The organism is Halovulum sp. GXIMD14794 (assembly GCF_054457455.1).
This window is the reverse complement of record NZ_JBTLNF010000004.1, coordinates 874897-892444: the sequence shown is the minus strand read 5'-3', so window position 1 is coordinate 892444 and position 17548 is coordinate 874897. Positions and strand designations below refer to the sequence as shown.

General features: G+C 68.6%; 17 protein-coding genes. 6 read left to right on the top strand and 11 right to left on the bottom strand.

Features of this window, described 5'->3' with window-relative positions; genetic code table 11:
• Positions 1-9: 9 nt before the first annotated feature.
• From ACW9UR_RS10985 to ACW9UR_RS10965, 5 genes are all read right to left on the bottom strand, one after another.
• Positions 10-570, bottom strand: a complete 561-nt coding sequence (locus ACW9UR_RS10985) for a hemerythrin domain-containing protein (RefSeq protein ID WP_458917005.1) — start codon at positions 568-570, stop codon at positions 10-12.
• Between the two features lie 6 nt (positions 571-576).
• The gene (locus ACW9UR_RS10980) at positions 577-1341 is read right to left on the bottom strand and encodes an ABC transporter permease (protein ID WP_458917004.1); all 765 of its coding nucleotides are present in this window, start codon (positions 1339-1341) and stop codon (positions 577-579) included.
• A 79-nt stretch (positions 1342-1420) separates the two neighbouring features.
• Positions 1421-2227 carry an ABC transporter ATP-binding protein gene (locus ACW9UR_RS10975; protein ID WP_458917003.1) on the bottom strand — a complete coding sequence of 269 codons (807 nt, stop codon included), beginning with the start codon at positions 2225-2227 and terminating at the stop codon, positions 1421-1423.
• A 47-nt stretch (positions 2228-2274) separates the two neighbouring features.
• Positions 2275-3282, bottom strand: coding sequence for an ABC transporter substrate-binding protein (locus ACW9UR_RS10970; protein ID WP_458917002.1), 1008 nt, complete (start codon positions 3280-3282; stop codon positions 2275-2277).
• Positions 3283-3420: 138 nt separating this feature from the next.
• Complete coding sequence (locus ACW9UR_RS10965; RefSeq protein ID WP_458917001.1) at positions 3421-3774, bottom strand: hypothetical protein; 354 nt, start codon at positions 3772-3774, stop codon at positions 3421-3423.
• A gap of 174 nt (positions 3775-3948) precedes the next feature.
• Between ACW9UR_RS10965 and ACW9UR_RS10960 the strand changes: the two genes are divergently transcribed.
• Positions 3949-4971, top strand: a complete 1023-nt coding sequence (locus ACW9UR_RS10960) for an aspartate-semialdehyde dehydrogenase (RefSeq protein ID WP_458917000.1) — start codon at positions 3949-3951, stop codon at positions 4969-4971.
• 230 nt (positions 4972-5201) lie between these two features.
• Here the strand turns inward: ACW9UR_RS10960 and ACW9UR_RS10955 are convergent, their stop codons facing one another.
• Complete coding sequence (locus ACW9UR_RS10955) at positions 5202-5342, bottom strand: hypothetical protein (protein ID WP_458916999.1); 141 nt, start codon at positions 5340-5342, stop codon at positions 5202-5204.
• Between the two features lie 3 nt (positions 5343-5345).
• Positions 5346-5834, bottom strand: a complete 489-nt coding sequence (locus tag ACW9UR_RS10950; protein WP_458916998.1) for a glycine zipper family protein — start codon at positions 5832-5834, stop codon at positions 5346-5348.
• A 36-nt stretch (positions 5835-5870) separates the two neighbouring features.
• On the opposite strand from ACW9UR_RS10950, the gene ACW9UR_RS10945 reads away from it, so the two are divergent.
• On the top strand, positions 5871-6944 hold the full coding sequence (locus tag ACW9UR_RS10945) for a helix-turn-helix transcriptional regulator (protein ID WP_458916997.1): 1074 nt from the start codon (positions 5871-5873) through the stop codon (positions 6942-6944).
• A 3-nt stretch (positions 6945-6947) separates the two neighbouring features.
• On the opposite strand, the gene ACW9UR_RS10940 is transcribed toward ACW9UR_RS10945, so the two are convergent.
• Complete coding sequence (locus tag ACW9UR_RS10940; protein WP_458916996.1) at positions 6948-9461, bottom strand: cation:proton antiporter; 2514 nt, start codon at positions 9459-9461, stop codon at positions 6948-6950.
• 512 nt (positions 9462-9973) lie between these two features.
• Entirely contained in the window at positions 9974-10627 is a 654-nt protein-coding gene (locus tag ACW9UR_RS10935; RefSeq protein WP_458916995.1) for a carbonic anhydrase, read from the bottom strand.
• Between the two features lie 122 nt (positions 10628-10749).
• Between ACW9UR_RS10935 and ACW9UR_RS10930 the strand changes: the two genes are divergently transcribed.
• From ACW9UR_RS10930 to ACW9UR_RS10920, 3 genes are read left to right on the top strand one after another with little or no spacing between them, the layout of a single operon-like run.
• Positions 10750-11133: a hypothetical protein gene (locus ACW9UR_RS10930; protein WP_458916994.1), complete on the top strand. Its 384-nt coding sequence runs from the start codon at positions 10750-10752 to the stop codon at positions 11131-11133.
• Positions 11134-11193: 60 nt separating this feature from the next.
• Positions 11194-12588, top strand: coding sequence for a leucyl aminopeptidase family protein (locus tag ACW9UR_RS10925; RefSeq protein WP_458916993.1), 1395 nt, complete (start codon positions 11194-11196; stop codon positions 12586-12588).
• Positions 12585-13424 carry a C40 family peptidase gene (locus ACW9UR_RS10920; protein ID WP_458916992.1) on the top strand — a complete coding sequence of 280 codons (840 nt, stop codon included), beginning with the start codon at positions 12585-12587 and terminating at the stop codon, positions 13422-13424. Before ACW9UR_RS10925 ends, ACW9UR_RS10920 begins: the two co-directional genes overlap by 4 nt.
• Positions 13425-13475: 51 nt before the next feature.
• Here ACW9UR_RS10920 and ACW9UR_RS10915 read toward each other — a convergent pair whose 3' ends face one another.
• Positions 13476-13826, bottom strand: a complete 351-nt coding sequence (locus ACW9UR_RS10915; RefSeq protein ID WP_458916991.1) for a DUF2794 domain-containing protein — start codon at positions 13824-13826, stop codon at positions 13476-13478.
• Positions 13827-14094: 268 nt separating this feature from the next.
• Between ACW9UR_RS10915 and ACW9UR_RS10910 the strand changes: the two genes are divergently transcribed.
• A complete protein-coding gene (locus tag ACW9UR_RS10910; protein WP_458916990.1) occupies positions 14095-15678 on the top strand; it encodes a gamma-glutamyltransferase family protein in 1584 nt (527 codons plus the stop codon).
• Between the two features lie 105 nt (positions 15679-15783).
• On the opposite strand, the gene ACW9UR_RS10905 is transcribed toward ACW9UR_RS10910, so the two are convergent.
• Positions 15784-17544 (bottom strand): ABC transporter ATP-binding protein, encoded by a 1761-nt coding sequence (locus ACW9UR_RS10905; RefSeq protein ID WP_458916989.1) that lies wholly within the window; start codon positions 17542-17544, stop codon positions 15784-15786.
• Positions 17545-17548: the final 4 nt, after the last annotated feature.

The following is a 17548-nucleotide window of genomic DNA, read 5'->3' as shown; positions in this document are numbered from 1 at the left end:
GCGAAAGCCTCAGGGTTCGCCGTGTTCCAGGATGACCGGTACGACGATCTCCTCCTCGTCGGTAAGGTGCCGGTCCAGAAGCCTCGCAAAGCCACGCACCCGGCCGTGGAACGCGCCCGCCGCCGCGTCCGCCGGCCGCCCCTCGGACAGCGCCGCCAGCAGCGCATTCGCGTCGCCCGCCATGTCGTGCAGCATCGGGTCGATGGCGTGGTGATCCGCGTCCAGCAGATCGAAGGCGGCCAGCAACCGCGGCTCCTTTGCGGCGAGCATCGGGAAGTAATGCGCATCTTCGATCTGATGATGCCCGTGCAGCTGGGTGATGAACATGCCGCCCAGCCGGTGCACAGCGCTGCCGAAGGCCCGTGGCTCGATCTGGCCGTCGAGGAACCCTTCGGCGGCCTGCTCCAACCGCGCCTGCAACTCTCGGAACATCAGGTGACGGTCCAGCCAGAAGCTGGTCATCCCCGAAAAGTTCGGATGCCCCGTCCACATTTCGCGCGGGTAGCGGTCCGCCAGCACGCGCAGATGCGCGGGCAGCCCGGTCCGACGGTCCAGCGCCAGCTCGTCCATCCGCCTTCAGCTCTCGGCGCGCTCCGCCCAGCCGGCGAAGATCTTCTCGAGCAGGACGACGATGTAGTAGAGGACGATGCCAAGGAACGCCAAGGCGATCAGAACCGCGAACATCAGCGGGTAGTCGGCGCTGATCTTGCCGCTGTCGAACAGGTGGCCGAGGCCGCGGCCATGCGGCTCGACGATCTCCATCAGGTTGGTGCCGATGAAGGCCAGCGTGACGGCGACCTTCAGTGCGCCGAAGAACTCGGGCAGCGTCTTGGGCAGGGCGATCTTCCAGAAGATCTGCATCTTGCTGGCGCCCAGCGCCCGCAGGATGTCACGGTACTCCGGCTCCAGCGTCGACAGGCCGATCGAGATCGACACCGCGATCGGAAAGAACGAGATCATGAAGGCGATCAGGATCGTGTTGAAATCGTGCATGCCCACGAACATCAGCGCGATCACCGGAACCACGGTCGCCTTGGGGATCGCGTTGAACCCCACCAGCAGCGGGTAAAGTGCCTCGCGCATGGTGCGCGAGAAACCCATGACCACGCCAAGCGCGACGCCCACGACAATGGCCAGCAACAAGCCGACGACTGTCCGCCACAGCGTGTCCCAGCCGTATTCCAGAAACAGCCAGCGGAACTTCCAGAACGCGGGCCCCAGGTCCGACGGAGACGCCATCTTGTAGTTCGGCCAGCCGTTGACCCAGACCAGCCATTCCCAGAAAAGCAGGAACACGATGATCGCCGCCAGCGGCACCATTGCCTTGCGCATGCCGCTCATCGCGCGCCCCCGCCTTCCACTTTCCGAAAAATATCCCCGCCGGAGGCCCCCGCTTCAGCCCGCGCCACGCAAGCCCCGCTCATGCCGCCGCTCGCCCCTGCGCGATCCGGATCTGGTCGCGCAGGATGTGCAGGTTCTCCGCCGACTCGGGCGTATAGAGGTCATCCAGCGCCCGCTCTCGGCCCAGGGGGACGTCCATGACGTATTGCACCTTCGCCGGTCGGCCCGAGAGCACGACGATCTGATCGCCAAGGAACAGCGATTCGCGCAAATCGTGGGTGATCAGGACGCAGGTGAAGCTTTCGGCGTGGCGCAACTCGTGCATGGTCTGCCAGAGGTCCTCGCGGGTGAAATTGTCCAGCGCGCCGAAGGGCTCGTCCAGGATCAGCACCTCGGGGCGGTGCACGATCGACCGGCAGAGCGAGGCCCGCTGCCGCATCCCGCCGGACAGTTCCGACGGGCGCTTGTCTTCGAAGCCTTCCAGCCCGACCAGTTTCAGCAACTCGCGCGCGCGGTCTCGGCGCTGCGCCTTGCTCAGGTCGCTGCCGACGATCTCCAGCGGTAACAGCACGTTGTCGAGGATCGAGCGCCATTCCAGCAGGACCGGGTTCTGGAAGGCCATGCCGACGGTCTTGCGTGGGCTGGTGACCTTCTCGCCGTGCAGGCGCACCTCGCCCTGGTCGGGGAACATCAGCCCGGCGATCAGCCGGGTCAGGGTGGACTTGCCGCAGCCCGAGGGGCCGACGACGGCGGTGAAGCTGCCGGCCTCGGCGGTGATGGTCAGGTGATCGAGTACCGGCAGCGGGCCGGCCTGGGTCTGGTAGGCGTGGGTTATGTCGAGAAGCTCGATCAGGGGCTTCGGCAGCGATTCAGGGGTGTCGGTCATGCGGCCTCCGGGGATGCCCGGCGCGTGGGTCGCGCCGGGCACAGGGTTCATTCCAGCGACAAGCTGCCGTCGGTCGGCAGGTAGGCGTCGGTGAAGTAGAGGCTCGCGTCGGGTGCGTTCTGGAACTCGTAGGTCTCGGCGATCTGTTCCAGCGACTTCTCAAGCCGGGCGGGGTCGATGTTGCCCAGACCGTTGGCTTTGGTCCAGTCGGTCACAACGTTCGCGTCGATCGACAGTTGCAGGCGGCGCTGCTCCAGATCCGCATCGGCGGCGGGGTTGCGGTCGACGACCATCTGCGCCCCGGCGGCGGGATCGGCGATCACGTCCTTCCAGCCCTTCGCGACAGCGCGCAGGAAACCGGTGACAAGCTCGGCGTTCGCTTCGGCGAAGTCGGTATTCACGATAATCGCGTTGCCATAGAGGCTGAGGCCGTAGTCCGCCATCAGGATCGTCGTGATGTCGTCCTCGGGCACGCCCAGGCGCACCAGGTTCAGGTAGGACGAGAACGAGAAGCCGGTGATCGCGTCCACCTTGCCCTCGGCCAGCATCGGCTCGCGGGTCGGGAAGCCGACCGGCTCGACGGTGATCTTGGACATGTCCAGATCGTTCGCCGTGGCAAAGGCCGGGAACTGCGCCCAGGCGCCGTCGGGCGGTGGAGCGCCGAGGATCTTGCCTTCGAGGTCCTTCGGCTCGGACACGCCCTGGCTGGCGCGGCCCACGACCGCGAAGGGCGGCTTGTCGTAGATCATCATCACCGCCGTCACCGGCGCGCCGGGGTTCTGGTCGAGGAACTTGATGAGGCTGTTGATGTCCGCGAAGCCCATCGCGAAGGCGCCGGTCGCGACCTTGGGGATCGCGTCGAGCGAGCCGGTCCCGGCCGAGATCTCGACCTCCAGACCTTCCTCGGCAAAGTGGCCGTTGTCGACGGCGGCGAAATAGGCGGCGGACGGTCCCTCGAACTTCCAGTCGAGCGCGAACGGAACTTCGGTCTGTGCCGCGGCCACGCCGACGGACAGCACCGCGCCGGCAGCGGCGAGCGCCAGTGATTTCAGCATGAGAAGGCTCCCTGTTTTTGGTCGTTATGCCTTGTCCAACTCTTCGCTTGCTTGCCGTTCGGGTCAAGACGTAAGCGGTAGGGCCTGAACGGTGGGGGTAAGGTGCCTGAAATTGCGCCAGTTCTTCCGGCGTGCGGATCAGTCCGCAGGCAGGGTGAAGGGGAAATCGGGGCCTGCGCCGTGCACCGAGTCCTCGGCGCGCAGGATCACCTCGGTCGTACCTTCGGGGATCGAGACGCCGGACAGGCTGCGGGTGAAGGGCTGTTCCTCGACATGCGGGTGCAGCAGTTCGCGGTAGCCGAGTTCGGTGCCGTCGGGCGCGAAAATGCGCCAGCCGTCGGCGTAGTGGTCCCACCCGGTGTCGTCGTGGCGGACGGTTACGTCGAACCGCCAGTTGTCGCCAGACTTGCTGGCGGAGACCTGCGTGATCTCGGCCTCTCCGGCGACGGCGGGCAGGGCGATCAGCGCGAGGGCGAGGGTGCTGCGGAACATGGGGCCTCCTATCGGTTTGCGGTGAGGGTAGCGCTCCCGGGCGCATGCGTCTGCCGGGGTGGCGGAAACGTGATCCCGGCGGGACAAGACCAGGGATTTGGGCGGCGGCCCTTTTCAATCCGGGAAGGAAACGCTAGGTGTCCGCCCACTCATTCCCACAAACAGGAGACCAAAGTGGGCTATCGTATCGCCGTCGTCGGCGCCACGGGCAACGTGGGCCGCGAAATGCTGAACATCCTGGCCGAGCGCCAGTTCCCCGTGGACGAGATCGTGGCCCTGGCCAGCCGTCGTTCGCTGGGCACCGAGTGCAGCTTCGGCGACAAGACACTGACCACCGAGGACCTGGACACGTTCGACTTCACCGGCTGGGACATGGCGTTGTTCGCCATCGGCTCGGACGCGACGAAGAAATACGCGCCCGTCGCCGCCAAGGCCGGTTGCGTGGTAATCGACAACTCGTCGCTCTACCGCTACGACCCGGACGTGCCGCTGATCGTGCCGGAAGTGAACCCGGATGCGATCGACGGCTATTCCAAGAAGAACATCATCGCGAACCCGAACTGCTCGACCGCGCAGATGGTGGTGGCGCTGAAGCCGCTGCATGACCGTGCCAAGATCAAGCGCGTCGTGGTGTCGACCTACCAGTCGGTTTCCGGCTCGGGCAAGGACGCGATGGACGAGCTGTGGAACCAGACCAAGGGCATTTTCGTGCCGGGTCAGGAGGTCGAGCCGAAGGTTTATCCGAAGCAGATCGCGTTCAACGTGATCCCGCATATCGACGTGTTCCTCGACGACGGCTCGACCAAGGAAGAGTGGAAGATGGTCGCCGAGACAAAGAAGATCGTCGATCCGTCGATCAAGGTGACTGCGACCTGCGTCCGCGTGCCGGTCTTCGTCGGCCACTCGGAATCGATCAACATCGAGACCGAGGATTTTCTCGACGAGGAAGAAGCTCGCGAGATCCTGCGCGAGGCGCCGGGGATCATGGTCGTCGACAAGCGCGAGGACGGCGGCTACGTGACCCCGGTCGAGTGCGTCGGCGATTTCGCGACCTTCATCAGCCGGATCCGGCAGGACGGCACGATCGACAACGGGCTGAACTTCTGGTGCGTCTCGGACAACCTGCGCAAGGGCGCGGCGCTGAACGCGGTTCAGATCGCCGAGCTTCTGGGCCGCCGGGTGCTGAAGAAGGGCTGAGGCCCGTCGGGGTGAAAACGGGGGATTTCATCGTGAAAACCCCCTTAAGCCCATGAAATAAAAAGTGAAACGTTTCTTGATGGAACGTTAAAGCCGGAAAAACGCGTGAAGCGGCGGTCCTGAGGGGCCGCCGTTTCGCGTTCGGGGGTATGGCGAGACGGGCGCGGCGCTCGCTCCTGCGGAGCGTCGCCCCGCCCGCCGTCCCGTCCGGGTCTGGTCCGGACGGTGGGTCAGGCCGCCCGGCGGACCATCGCGTCGAAATTGGGTGGCAGGTTCGGGCGGCGGGGTATCGCCCGTGGCGGTTTGCGCCGGGTCAGCCGGCGTTCGAGCCATCGGGTCGGTGAGAACGGCATCGCGAAGGGCAGGCGCATGGATCAGCCCACCACCTTGTGGCCGCGTCCGCGCATGCAGGCGATGACGATGGCCTTCTTCCTGTCCTGCGCCTCGACGCCGCCCGCGACGCCGCCGATCAGCGCGCCCGCGACGGCTCCGCCGAGGGCGTCGTCGGCTTCGCCGCCGTCCGCAAGCCCGACGAGTGCGCCGACGCCCGCGCCCAGAACGGCTGCGGCCTTTGCTTCGTTGTCATATTGCCGCTGGCTGGCTGCGAGGCCTTGGCAGGCGCCGAGGTCGGAGGCGAAGGCCGGGCTTTTGCTGCCGTCGATGATAGGCGTGTAGTTGGCCCCGGTGTCCGCGCAGGCGCCGAGCACCAGGGCGAAGGATATGGCGTGGAGTGACGGCTGGAACGTCATGGCGGTGTCCTTTGTGTCGGGATGGCCGCGCGATGCGGCGATGCCGGCTCGATAGCGCGGCGCGGTCTGCGGGCCGATGGCCGTGGAGATCAAAGCGTTGGCTTTGGGGATCATCCTGCTAATCAGGAGGCGGACGATCGGGGGGATGCGGTGAAACGGGGATCGGTGGCGGCAGGGCTGGTGCGCGGCTTCGTGGATTTTGCGGAAAGCCGGGGCGCGGCGCGTGCCGGGATGCTGGCGGCGCTGGGCGCTGCGGCGCAGGAGCTCTCGGACCCGGATGCGCGGGTGCCGCTGGAGGCCTATCGCGCGGCGATCCGGGCGGCGGCCGGCTCTTCGGGCGATCCGGCGATCCTGCTGCGCTATAGCTGCGGGACGAAACTGCAGGAGGTCTCGATCGTCGGATTGATCGTGCATTCCTGCGCCTCGATGGCCGAGAGCATGGCGCAGCTGAACCGCTACAGCCGGTTGATGGTCGAGGTCGACGTGATGCCCGAGGGGCCGCGTTTCGCGGTGGAGCCGGGCGCGGGCGGGCTGTGGCTGATCGACCGGCGGCCCGATCCGGATGCGTTTCCCGAGTTGACCGAAAGCGGGTTCGCTCGGTTCATCGGTGAGTTTCGACGCGAGTTCGGCGTGCCGATGGCGCGGGAGTTGCGGATGACCCATGCGGAGCCCGCGCATGGCGCGCTGGTGCGGGAAATCCTGGGCGTGCCCGTGGTCTTTGGGGCCGAGCGCAATGCGATGCTGATGGACCCCGAGTGGCTGGCGATCGAGTATGACGAGGGCGACCGGTCCTATGTCTTCGGGATCTTCGCTGAGAAGGCGGATCGGCTGATGGAGGAGCTGGCGCGGGATGCGACCGTGCGGGGTCGGGTCGAGGCGCATCTGTTGCCGCTGCTGCACCGGGGCGAGGTGCCGATGGAGGCGGTCGCCGGGGCGCTGGGCATGAGCCGGCAGACGCTCTACCGGCGGCTGCGGGACGAGGGCGTAAGCTATGCCGGGGTGCTGGATGCGCTGCGGCGGCGGATGGCCGAGGACTACCTGGGCGCGCGCAGGCTGGCGGTCGGGCAGGTGGCCTACCTGGTCGGGTTTTCCGAGACCTCGTCCTTCGTGCGGGCCTTCAAGCGGTGGACCGGAATGGCGCCGGGGGTCTGGCGGGACGGGGAGGATGGAGGGGCGCGCTCGCTCCTGCGGAGCGTCGCCCCGCCCTCCATCCCGCAGGGGTAGGGGTCAGGCGGTGGTTTCGATCTCGCCGAGGATTTCGTCGGGGTCCAGACCGCGCGCCTCGGCGCTGGCACGCACTGCCTCGCGCAGGCGGGCGTTGCGGGCGAGAAGGCGGCGGAAGCGGTCTTCGGAGAGCTCCAGCAGGGTGCAGGGGGCGATGGCCTGCGCCTCGGTCTTGCGGGGGCGCTGCTGCAGCATGGCGATCTGGCCAAACATCTCGCCGCGGCCGAGCCGCCAGGTCTGGCCCGCGACGCGCAGTTCCACCGCGCCCGAGGCGATGAAGAAGACGCTTTTCGCCGGGTCGTCGCGGCGCATGATGACGTCTCCGGGGCGGATGCGCCGGGTCCTGAGGGCGCGTTGCAGCCGGCCGAGGGCGGCGTCCTCCATCCCTGCGAAGAGCGGGACCATGCGCACGAGGTCGGATTTGCGCACCGCGATATCGAGGCTGAGGGGTTTCTCGGCGCGGTTCCGGCGCAGCGCCACGCCCTGCATCAGCGTCAGGTGCAGTTCGGAGCCGATCAGGCCGTCGGCGCGCATCGTGTCGTATTCGCGCTCCTCGAGCCGCAGCGCCATGCGGCGGATGAATCGCCGGTCGAGCGATTCGGCATAGCCCGGGTATTGCAGGCGCAGGCCGTCGAGCCACTGGTTCACGGATTCGAGCCGCCGGTCGAGCAGGTCGTGCAGCACGTCTGCCACCCGGCGGCCGTGGATGCGGCGGATGCGGCCGTCGATGAACCCGTGCAGGTCGCTGAGGATCAGGCGCTGGGCGAGCAGGATCTCGAACCGGTCGGCGGTCATGCGGGCCAGCGGCCGGGAGTAGCGCAGGCGGTTGCGCAGCACCCAGGCAAGCCGGAAGGCGTTGCCCTTGAACGGGTCGCGCCGCGCCGCGCGCATGTAGCCGGTGCGCCCCCCGGTGCGGGCGGCTTCGATCAGGCGGTCGGCGTCGGCGAGGATCGCGTCGGACAGGCGCGGCGAGATCACCCGTTCGCGGAACCGGTCGAGGATCATGTCGCGCTCGGCCCCGGCAAGGGCGATCAGGCCCAGGGTGACGCGGTCGCGGGCGAGGATTTCCTCGCTGGCTTCGGCCTCGGCCACAGCAATGTCGAGCCGTTCGGCGAAGCGCTTGGCCTCGGCACGGACGGTTTCGCGGGGCAGCTCGTAGATTTCGGTCGCCTTGGCCACGTCCTCGCGCACCTGCTGGAGCGCGACGGCGACGACCTGGTTCGAGAGTGCCGCGTCGATCGGCGAGAGCCTGTCGAGGCCGAGCCGGCCGATCACCCAGCGCAGCGTGGTTCCCTGCACCAGCAGCGTGTAGAGCGTGAAGCCGGTGGCGATGATGCCGGTCATCCGCTTGACGGTGTCCGGCACCAGCAGGTTCTCGGTCACCGCGAGGGCCAGGGCGAGGGTCACCGCGCCGCGCAGGCCGCCCCAGAGGATCGCCGTCCGGTAGGGCCGCTCGACCGGGGGCGAGAGCCGCGCCAGCGTAAGCAGCGGCAGCAGGGCGTAGAGGATCGCCGCGCGCGCCGCGAGCGCCGCCGCCGCCGTTACCGCGATCAGTCCGAGGTCCACCGGCCGCACCTGGCCCAGAAGGCGCGGGATCAGCAGCGCGGCGAGGATGAAGATCAGCGCGCCGGCCCAGTGTGCCAGCAGGTCCCAGGTGTCGCGCAGGCCGGTCCAGGCGGCGGGCTCCAGCCGGCCCGGGCCCATCAGGTTCAGGGTCAGCCCCGCCGCCACCACCGCGATGACGCCCGAGGCGCCGACCAGTTGCTCGGCGCCGATGTAGGCGAGGTAGGGAAGCGCCAATGAGATGGTGATCTGCGCCAATGGCGTGCGGCGCATCAGCGACATCAGCCAGACCGCGAGCCGCGCCGCGAACCAGCCGACCGCCGCGCCGCCGAGGATCAGCATCGGGAACTGGCCCAGCGCCGAGCCCAGCGTCGGGTCCGGCACGCCCGCCATCACGAAGCCCATGAAAAGGCCGAAGAGCGCGATTGCGGCGGCGTCGTTCAGCAGGCTCTCACCCTCGACGATCCTTGCGAGGCGCCGGGGCGCGGCGAGCGAGCGGAAGATGCCGACCACCGCCGAGGGGTCCGTGGTCGAGACGATCGAGCCGATCAGCAGGCACGCCATCAGCGGCAGCGGGCTGGCCCAGTAGAGCGCATAACCGATCACCAGGGTCGCCATCGCAACCGCGACAACCGCCAACACCAGGATCGGAACCCAGTCGTCGAGCATTCGCCTCAGATCCATGCCCAGTGTCACCTGGAACAGCAGCGTTGGCAGGAAGACGTAGAGGAACACGTTGGCGCGGATCGGCAGGTCGAGAATCGCCTCGGCCACCGAGTTGAGCGCGTCGGTCAGCTCGGTGTTCAGGAAGAAGGCCGCGCCGCCGCCGATGGCGATGCCGACGACAGCGAGGATCACGCTGTAGGGCAGCCGCAGCCGGCCGGCCAAAGGCTCGGCGAGGCCGATCACCAGGAACAGCCCGGCGATGATTGCTGTGACGACGACGATCTCCATACGGCCTTATAATCAGGGTCTTGTGGCGGACGCCATTGCCGATCCCGCGGTCATCGGCGGAGGTTCGCTGTTTTGGAGCGGTCCGAGAGGCCTCCCCGGCAGGTGGAGCTGGTCACGCTGGAGGTTCAGGGGATTCGCGACGGCCCGCTGCATGCGTTCATGGCTCATTTGCTGCTTCATGCGACCGGCGCGCGCCTCAGGGCACGGCTCTCGGACGAGGTGGATTTCCTGGGGGAGGTCGCGGGACCGCTATCGGCGGGGTTGATTGGGTGGATCCTCGGGCTGTCCGAACAGCGGATGGCTCAATTCGCGGCATGTAAGTGCGCTCACCGCAGGTGCTGGTCGAGGCGGCGCGGGACATGGGAGCTTTGGCAGGGGAGTTCGAGGCGTTGCTTGGCGACCGCACGCGCGGTTTCCCGGGCCGTCCGCAAAGCTCTGGGGCCGCGGGGCGGTGCGCCGGTGCGCGAGGCCGACCGGCTCAGGGCCGCGTTCTGGGCCTTGGTCTTTCCGCCTCAGACAGCGCGGAAGCTGTCCGTTTCGGGGTCGTAGCACTCGAGCCCGCCAGAGCCGATGTCGTGCCAGAGACCATGCAAGGCGAGCGTGCCGTCCTCGACCCGCTGGGCGACCTGCGGGAAGGTCATCAGGTTGTCGAGACTGGTCAGCACGGCCTCTTTCTCGAGGGCGCGTAGCTGTTGCTGGCGATCGCCCGTGCCCTTCACCCGGTCGTAGCCGTCGCGGAGCATGTCCATCCAGCGGCCGACGAAACTCGATTCGCTTTCCAGTTCGGGCGCATTGCCCTCGCACATGTCGAGGCAGCCCTGCACGCCGCCGCACTGCGAATGGCCGAGGACCAGCAGGTTGGCGACGTTCAGCGCGCCGACCGCGTATTCGACCGCCGCCGAGGTGCCGTGAAGGTTGCCGTCCGGGCTGTAGGGGGGCACCAGGTTGGCGATGTTGCGGTGGATGAAGAACTCACCCATCTCGGCCCCGAAGATCGAGGTCACGTGCACCCGGCTGTCGCAGCAGGAGATCACCATGGCGCGGGGGCGCTGCCCCTCGTCCGCCAGGCGCTGGTACCAGGCGGAGCTGTCGGCGTAATCGGTGGCCTTCCAGCCCTTGTAGCGCTGGATCAGGTACTTCGGCAGGGGACGTGCGGCGTGTTTCATGCGGCGGAATATGCACTTGCGGGAGCGCGTGGCAAGAATTTCCGTTCGCGGCCCGCGCTCTATACCTGTTGTTCAGGGTTTGCCGCGCATCTTTCCCCGAAATCGCGAGGAAGGAGGCGTGGATGACCCTGGTACTGGCTCTGCCCGTGGCCGAGACCGGCCGCCTGGATGGCGGGGTGATTGCACGATTGCGGGCGGGCGTCGGGGCGGAGCGCTGCCGCCAGGTGGTGGCCGACGCGACCTTCGAGATCGCCGACCGGCTGGTACGGTTCGACCGAGTGGTGGCCGAGGGCGACGTGCGCAGGGCCGCGCGGCTGGCGCGCGGGATCGCGGCGCTGTCCGACGGGATCGGCGCGCTGGAGCTGTCGGCGGCGGCGCGTGCGGCGGCAGACTGTCATGCGGGCGGCGACCGGGTGGCGCAGGCGGCTACCGCGCAGCGGCTGTCGCGTTGCGGCGATGCGGTGATGGACGCGCTGCTGGGCGCGGCGCTGGCCGCCGATCCCTGAACTGCGGCTTGGCAAATCCGCCGGAATCACTAGGGTCTGGGCAGTTTCAAGGAGTTTCCCATGACCGCCCGGTTCGCCGCCCAGACCGTCGACGCCATTTCCATCCACGTCCTGCCGCCCGAAGACGTCGAAGGTTTCGCCTCCGGCCTGCCCGCGCCGCTGCGCGCGCAGTTGGCCGTTCAGCCCTTCTCCGGCAAGCTGGGCGAGGTGCGGCTGCTGTTCTCGGCCGAGGGCGGATTGGCGATGGTTCTCGCGGGTTGGGGTACGGCGAACGACCGGGCGCGGCATCAGTTCCCTCTGGGAGGGGTGGCGGCGGCGGTACCGGCCGGGATCTACGCGCTGAAGGGCGATCTGGACGCGGCGGCGCTAGAGAACGCGGCGCTGTCCTGGCTGCTCTCGGCCTACCGTTTCGACCGCTATTCGGCCAAGCCCCCGCAGGAGGCGATGCTGGTCGCCCCGGACGGCGTCGATGCGACCCGGTTGGAAGAAGAGGCCGCCGGTGTCGCGCTGACCTGCGATCTGATCAACACGCCCGCCAACGATATGGGCCCCGACGAGCTGGAGGCCGCTGCCCGCGCCTTGGCTGGCGCCGAAGGGGCGGAAATCTCGGTGATCCGCGGTGACGATCTGCTGGAGCAGAACTTCCCGATGATCCACGCGGTCGGACGTGCCTCGGACAAGGCGCCGCGGTTGATCGACATGCGTTGGGGCGACGATGGCGCGCCGGCCGTCACGCTGGTCGGCAAGGGCGTGTGCTTCGACACTGGCGGGCTGAACATCAAGCCGGGCGGTTCGATGGCGCTTATGAAGAAGGACATGGGTGGCGCGGCGACCGTGCTGGGCTTGGCGCGGATGATCATGCGGCTCAAGCTACCCGTGCGCCTGCGGGTGCTGATCCCGGCGGTCGAGAACTCGATCTCGGCGGGCGCGTTCCGGCCCGGCGACGTGCTGACCGCCCGCAACGGGCTGACGGTCGAGATCAACAATACCGACGCCGAGGGGCGGCTGGTGCTGGCAGACGCACTGGTGCTGGGGGCCGAGGAAAAGCCCGGGCTGATGGTTTCGATGGCGACGCTGACCGGGGCCGCGCGGGTGGCGCTGGGCCCGGACATGCCGCCGGTCTACACCGACGACGAAGATCTGGCCGCCGCACTGGCCGGGGCTGCCTCGGGGCGGGCCGATCCGCTGTGGCGGATGCCGTTCTGGGCGCCCTACGAGGAAATGATCGAGCCCGACATCGCCGATCTCGACAATGCGCCGAAGGGCGGGTTCGCCGGATCGATCACCGCCGCCCTGTTCCTGCGCCGCTTCACGTCCGGCGCCGGAGCATACGCACATTTCGACGTCTACGGCTGGACGCCTGCGCCCAAGCCCGCGCGGCCCAAGGGCGGTGCCTGCCAAGGCGCGCGGGCGCTGCTCGAAGTGCTGATCCGGCGGCACGGGACGGCGGCGTGAGCCTCGATCCGCGCATCACCCCGGCGCGCGCCGACCTCGCGGCCGAGCATCTGCGCGGCGTGGTGGAAGCGCCGGCCTATGCGCGGCCAATGCCGATGCGGGTCCGTGCGCCGCTGCTGGACGTGTTCGGAGCGCCCGACCGCCTCGGCGGGCTGACGACGCAGTTCCTGCATGGCGAGGCGGTGGACCTTTACGATGTCGACGCGAGCACCGGCATGGCCTGGGTGCAGAACGCGACCGACGGCTATGTCGGCTATGTCGCCGCCGATGGGCTGGCCGAGGCGGGCGGCGCGACCTCCGATGCGCGGATCGGGGCGCGCGGTACGCAGCTTTATGCCGGGCCCGGCCTGAAGCAGGCCCCGGTCGACGCGCTGCCCTGGCTCGCCCGGGTGCAGGTGACGGAGGAACGGGACGGGTATGCGCGGCTCTCCTGCGGGCGCTGGTGTCCGGCGCAGCACATTGCACGGGTGGGCGAGGCCGAGGATTTCGTCTCCATCGCCGCCCGGCTGATCGGGGTGCCCTATCTCTGGGGCGGACGCAGCCAGGCCGGGCTGGATTGCTCGGCGTTGGTACAGTTGTCGCTGGATGCGGCCGGGGTCGCGGTGCCGCGAGACTCAGACCAGCAGGAAGCGCTGGGGACCGAAGCGACCGGCCCGCACCGCCGGGGCGATCTGCTGTTCTGGCCTGGTCACGTGGCGATCGTGATGGACGAGGCGACGCTGCTTCACGCCAACGCGTACCACATGGCGGTTGTGGCCGAGCCGCTCGAGCCTGCGCTGGCACGGATCGCGGCCACCTCCACCGGCCCGGTCCGTGCGGCGCGCCGGCTGGCCTGAGCGCTACCCGTCTTCCATTTTCTTTAAGTATCCCCGCCGGAGGCTCCGGCGTCAGTCCTCGACGGCGCGGATGAGTTTCTTCTCAAGCACCCGGAGCACGGTGCGCAGATCGTGCCCGCGCTTGAGGATCTGCCCGTCCATGCCGATCACCGAATACTGCCCCTGCCGGTTGGCGAGAGCGGGGCGCTTCTCGATCCGGTAGAGCGGGTGCTCGGCGGCGCGGCGGAAGATCGCGAAGACGGCGACGTCGCGCAGCATAGAAATGCCGTAGTCGCGCCATTCGCCCAAGGCGACCATGCGGCCGTAGATCTGAAGGATCGCGGACAGCTCGCTTCGGTGGAAGCTGACCTGTCGCGGGGCGGTGTTCAGGCGGGTGACGGGAGCGCCGGTGGACTGGACCATAGGGAAAGCTTTCCCGAAGCGCGCCCGGTTGGCAAGCGTTTCGGAGTGCATCTGCCCGAAACTGACCAAGATTCCAGCAACCGCTTGCCATAGTGATTCGTGCATATGTCCCCTGTTGCTTTAGCGAGCTTCGCACCGGTGTCGCCGGGTCCGGCCCCCAAGTGGCCCGACGGCACCGGCAGCAACGCTCGGGGCAGGCGGTTCCTCCTGACAAGATCGCGGCAATGCGCTAGCCCTCTGGGGACACAGCAGTCCCGGAGCCCTTTTCATGCGCGATTTTCACCAGCCGAACCGGTCCCTCGTCTATGGCAGCAAGGCGATGGTGGCGACCTCGCACCCTCTGGCGAGCCTGGCGGCGCTGGACATGCTGAAGGCGGGCGGCAACGCGGTCGATGCGGCGATCGCGGCGGCGGTTCTGCTGGGCATCTGCGAGCCGCAGTCGACGGGCATTGGCGGTGACATGTTTGCACTGGTCAAGCCGGCAGGCGGCGAGCGCGTTCTAGGGCTGAACGCCTCCGGGCGGGCGCCCGCGGGGCTCGACCCCGAGCGGATGCGCGCCGAGGGGCTGACCGAGATCGCGCCGGGTGACGGGCGCTCGGTGACGGTGCCGGGGGCGATCGACGGGTTTGTGCGGCTGTCCGAGGATTACGGGCGGCTGGGGCTGGAGCGGGTGCTGGCGCCCGCCATCGACCATGCCGAGGGCGGCGTGCCGGTCGCGCCCCGCGTCGCCTTCGACTGGCGTGAGGCGCAGGGCACGCTGCAGGGCGTCGCGCGGGATCTGTTCCTTGACGGCGGCAAGCCACCTGCCGAGGGTGCGCTGTTCCGGGCGCCGAAACAGGCGGCCCTACTGCGGCGGATCGCGGCGGAGGGGCGCACGGCCTTCTACGAGGGCGCGGCGGCGGCGGACATGGTTGCCGCGCTTCGGGCTGCGGGCGGCGATCATGTGGAGGCTGATTTCGCCGCGCAGTCGAGCGACTATGTCGAGCCGATCCGGGGCAGCTATCGCGGGGTCGAACTGGTCGAGCTGCCGCCGAACGGACAGGGGGCGACGGCACTGCTGTTGGCCGCGATCCTCGAGCACTTCGACCTCGCGGGCCTCGATCCGCTGGGCGCGGCGCGGGTGCATCTCGAGGCGGAGGCCGCGAAGCTGGCCTATGACGCGCGCAACCGGTTCGTCGCGGATCCGGCAACGGCGGAAGAAGCCGTGGCGCGGATGACCGATCCGGGCCTTGCCGAGCGGCTGGCTGCGTTGATCGACCCGGACCGGGCGCTGCCCGAACCCGCGAAAGCGGCGGGCTCGGCGCACAAGGACACGGTTTACCTGTGCGTTGTCGACGGCGACGGCATGGTGGTCTCGCTGATCTACTCGACCTTCCAGAGCTTCGGTTCGGGCATCGCGGCGCCGGAGACCGGCGTGCTGTTCCACAACCGCGGTTCGGGGTTCTGCCTGGAGCCGGGGCACCCGAACGAGGCCGGGCCGGGCAAACGCCCGCTGCATACGATCATCCCGGCGATGCTGGTCGAGGACGGGCGTGTAAGCGCCGCCTTCGGGGTGATGGGCGGCCAGTACCAGGCGGCGGGGCATGTGCGCTTTCTGTCGAACATGCGGGACTTCGGGATGGACCCGCAGGCGGCGATCGAGGCGCCGCGCTCGTTCCCGCAGGACGGAGAGTTGCGGCTGGAAGCCGGGTACGCGGCGGCGCAGCACCCGCTGCTTGCGGCGAAGGGACACCGTGTGACGGTGCCGGTCACGCCCATCGGCGGCGCGCAGGCGATCTTCATAGATCATGCCCGCGGCGTGCTGATGGGCGCGTCGGATCCCCGCAAGGACGGCTGCGCGCTGGGTTATTGAGGGAGGCTCCCGCCCGGCCGGGCGCGATCCTGCGGATCGCTTCGGCCCGTTGGGCCGGGCCCGCGCTGCGCGCGGGTCCCGGGCGCTGTTCGACCGCCGGGCGGCTCAGGCGGCGCCGGATTGCAACTGGTGCAGGTTGAGGTAGAGCCCGCCGCGGTCCAGCAGCTCATCATGGCGGCCCTGCTCGACCACCCGGCCCTGGTCGATCACCAGGATCTGGTCGGCGCCGCGGATCGTCGCCAGCCGGTGCGCGATCACCAGCGTCGTCCGGCCCTCGGTCAGCCGGCCCAGCGCCTCCTGGATCTTCGCTTCGGCCTCGGCGTCGAGAGCGGAGGTCGGCTCGTCGAGCAGCAGCACCGGGGCGTCGCGCAGCATCGCGCGGGCGATCGCCACGCGCTGCCGCTGGCCGCCGGAGAGGTTCGCGCCGCGCGGCCCGGCGGGGCTGTCGAGCCCCTCGGCCATGCGGTTCGCGAACTCCATGACCGTGGCGCGTTCGGCCGCCGCCACGATCTGCTCATCGGGGGCGGAGAGGTCGCCGAGCAGGATGTTCGCCCGGATCGACTCGTCGAAGAGGGCGGCGTCCTGGGCCACCATGGCGAAATGGTTGCGCAGCGCCTGGTCGTCGATCTCGGAGATGTCGGTACCGCCGATGGTGATGCGGCCCGATTGCGGCTCGATCAGCCGGGTCAGCAGGTTGAACACCGTGCTCTTGCCCGCGCCGCTGGCACCGACGAAGGCAGTGGTCTCGCCCTGGCGGGCGGTGAAATCGAGCCCGCGCAGGACCTTCTGGCCGCCATAGGCGAGGTGCACGTCCTCGAAGCGGATATCACCCGACGGCACCGTGTGGATCAGTCCCGGCGTCGAGGGCGGTCGCGTCACCACCTCGGGCTTGGTGTCGAACAGCTGGTAGAGGCGCTCTAGGCTTGCGTAGGCCGCGTGATACTGGCCCGAGACATTCGACAGCCGCCGTAATGGGTCGAGCAGCAGGCCGACGGCTGTGAAGAAGCTCATGAACTCGCCAACGGTCTTGTCGCCGGCGATGATCTCCTGCCCGCCGTAGAGCAGCACGCAGGCGAGGCCGATCGCGGCGAGCACGTCGATCGTCGCCGGCAGTGCCGCCTGCGCGCGGCGGGTGCTGCTGCTGGCGCGGTAGTAGCGCTGGATGTCGCGGCCGAAGAGCTCGCGCTCGTGTTCCTCGAGGCGGTTCACCTTGATTGCGGTGATGCCGTGGAAGATCTCGTCCAGCCGCGAGGAGATGTCGGCGGAGGATTCGCGTGCCGACCGGCTGCGGGCGCGGATCACCCGTTGCAGCAGGATGACCGGCAGCACGATCACCGGCACGCCGACAAAGACCAGAATCGCCCAGACCCAGTCGATCCAGAGGATCACGGCGAGCAGCGAGATCATGCTGACCGAGTCGCGGCCCGTCGTGGTAAGCGCGGTCGAGGCCGCCTGTTGCAGTGATTGCGCATCGCCGCGCACGCGCTCGATCAGCCCGCCGGGCGGGTTGCGCAGGAAGAACGAGGTATCGAGAGACAGCAGGTGCGCGGTTAGGTCCCGCTGCATACGGGTCACGACCTTCAGGCCGACGCCGACGATGATCGAGCGTTGCAGGTAGCCTGCGATCGCACGGGCGGTGAACATGAAGAACACCGCGACCACGATGAACAGGTGCAGGTTGCTGTCCGCCTCGACGAAGACCTTGTCGAAGAGCGGCTTCACCATGTAGCTGAGCAGGCCCAGCATGCCGCCCTCGATCGTCATCATCGCCAGCGCGACGAGCAGGATCGGGATGTGCCGCTTGAGGTAATCGTGCCAGACGCGCGAGAGCAGGCCCGCGCTGTCGGCTTCGGTCTGCGGGGTCATGTCG

Coding starts and splice junctions, on each gene's coding strand:
- ACW9UR_RS10985 (WP_458917005.1), bottom strand. CDS start 570: ATGGACGAGCTGGCGCTGGACCGTCGGACCGGGCTGCCCGCGCATCTG.
- ACW9UR_RS10980 (WP_458917004.1), bottom strand. CDS start 1,341: ATGAGCGGCATGCGCAAGGCAATGGTGCCGCTGGCGGCGATCATCGTG.
- ACW9UR_RS10975 (WP_458917003.1), bottom strand. CDS start 2,227: ATGACCGACACCCCTGAATCGCTGCCGAAGCCCCTGATCGAGCTTCTC.
- ACW9UR_RS10970 (WP_458917002.1), bottom strand. CDS start 3,282: ATGCTGAAATCACTGGCGCTCGCCGCTGCCGGCGCGGTGCTGTCCGTC.
- ACW9UR_RS10965 (WP_458917001.1), bottom strand. CDS start 3,774: ATGTTCCGCAGCACCCTCGCCCTCGCGCTGATCGCCCTGCCCGCCGTC.
- ACW9UR_RS10955 (WP_458916999.1), bottom strand. CDS start 5,342: ATGCGCCTGCCCTTCGCGATGCCGTTCTCACCGACCCGATGGCTCGAA.
- ACW9UR_RS10950 (WP_458916998.1), bottom strand. CDS start 5,834: ATGATCCCCAAAGCCAACGCTTTGATCTCCACGGCCATCGGCCCGCAG.
- ACW9UR_RS10940 (WP_458916996.1), bottom strand. CDS start 9,461: ATGGAGATCGTCGTCGTCACAGCAATCATCGCCGGGCTGTTCCTGGTG.
- ACW9UR_RS10935 (WP_458916995.1), bottom strand. CDS start 10,627: ATGAAACACGCCGCACGTCCCCTGCCGAAGTACCTGATCCAGCGCTAC.
- ACW9UR_RS10930 (WP_458916994.1), top strand. CDS start 10,750: ATGACCCTGGTACTGGCTCTGCCCGTGGCCGAGACCGGCCGCCTGGAT.
- ACW9UR_RS10925 (WP_458916993.1), top strand. CDS start 11,194: ATGACCGCCCGGTTCGCCGCCCAGACCGTCGACGCCATTTCCATCCAC.
- ACW9UR_RS10915 (WP_458916991.1), bottom strand. CDS start 13,826: ATGGTCCAGTCCACCGGCGCTCCCGTCACCCGCCTGAACACCGCCCCG.
- ACW9UR_RS10910 (WP_458916990.1), top strand. CDS start 14,095: ATGCGCGATTTTCACCAGCCGAACCGGTCCCTCGTCTATGGCAGCAAG.
- ACW9UR_RS10905 (WP_458916989.1), bottom strand. CDS start 17,544: ATGACCCCGCAGACCGAAGCCGACAGCGCGGGCCTGCTCTCGCGCGTC.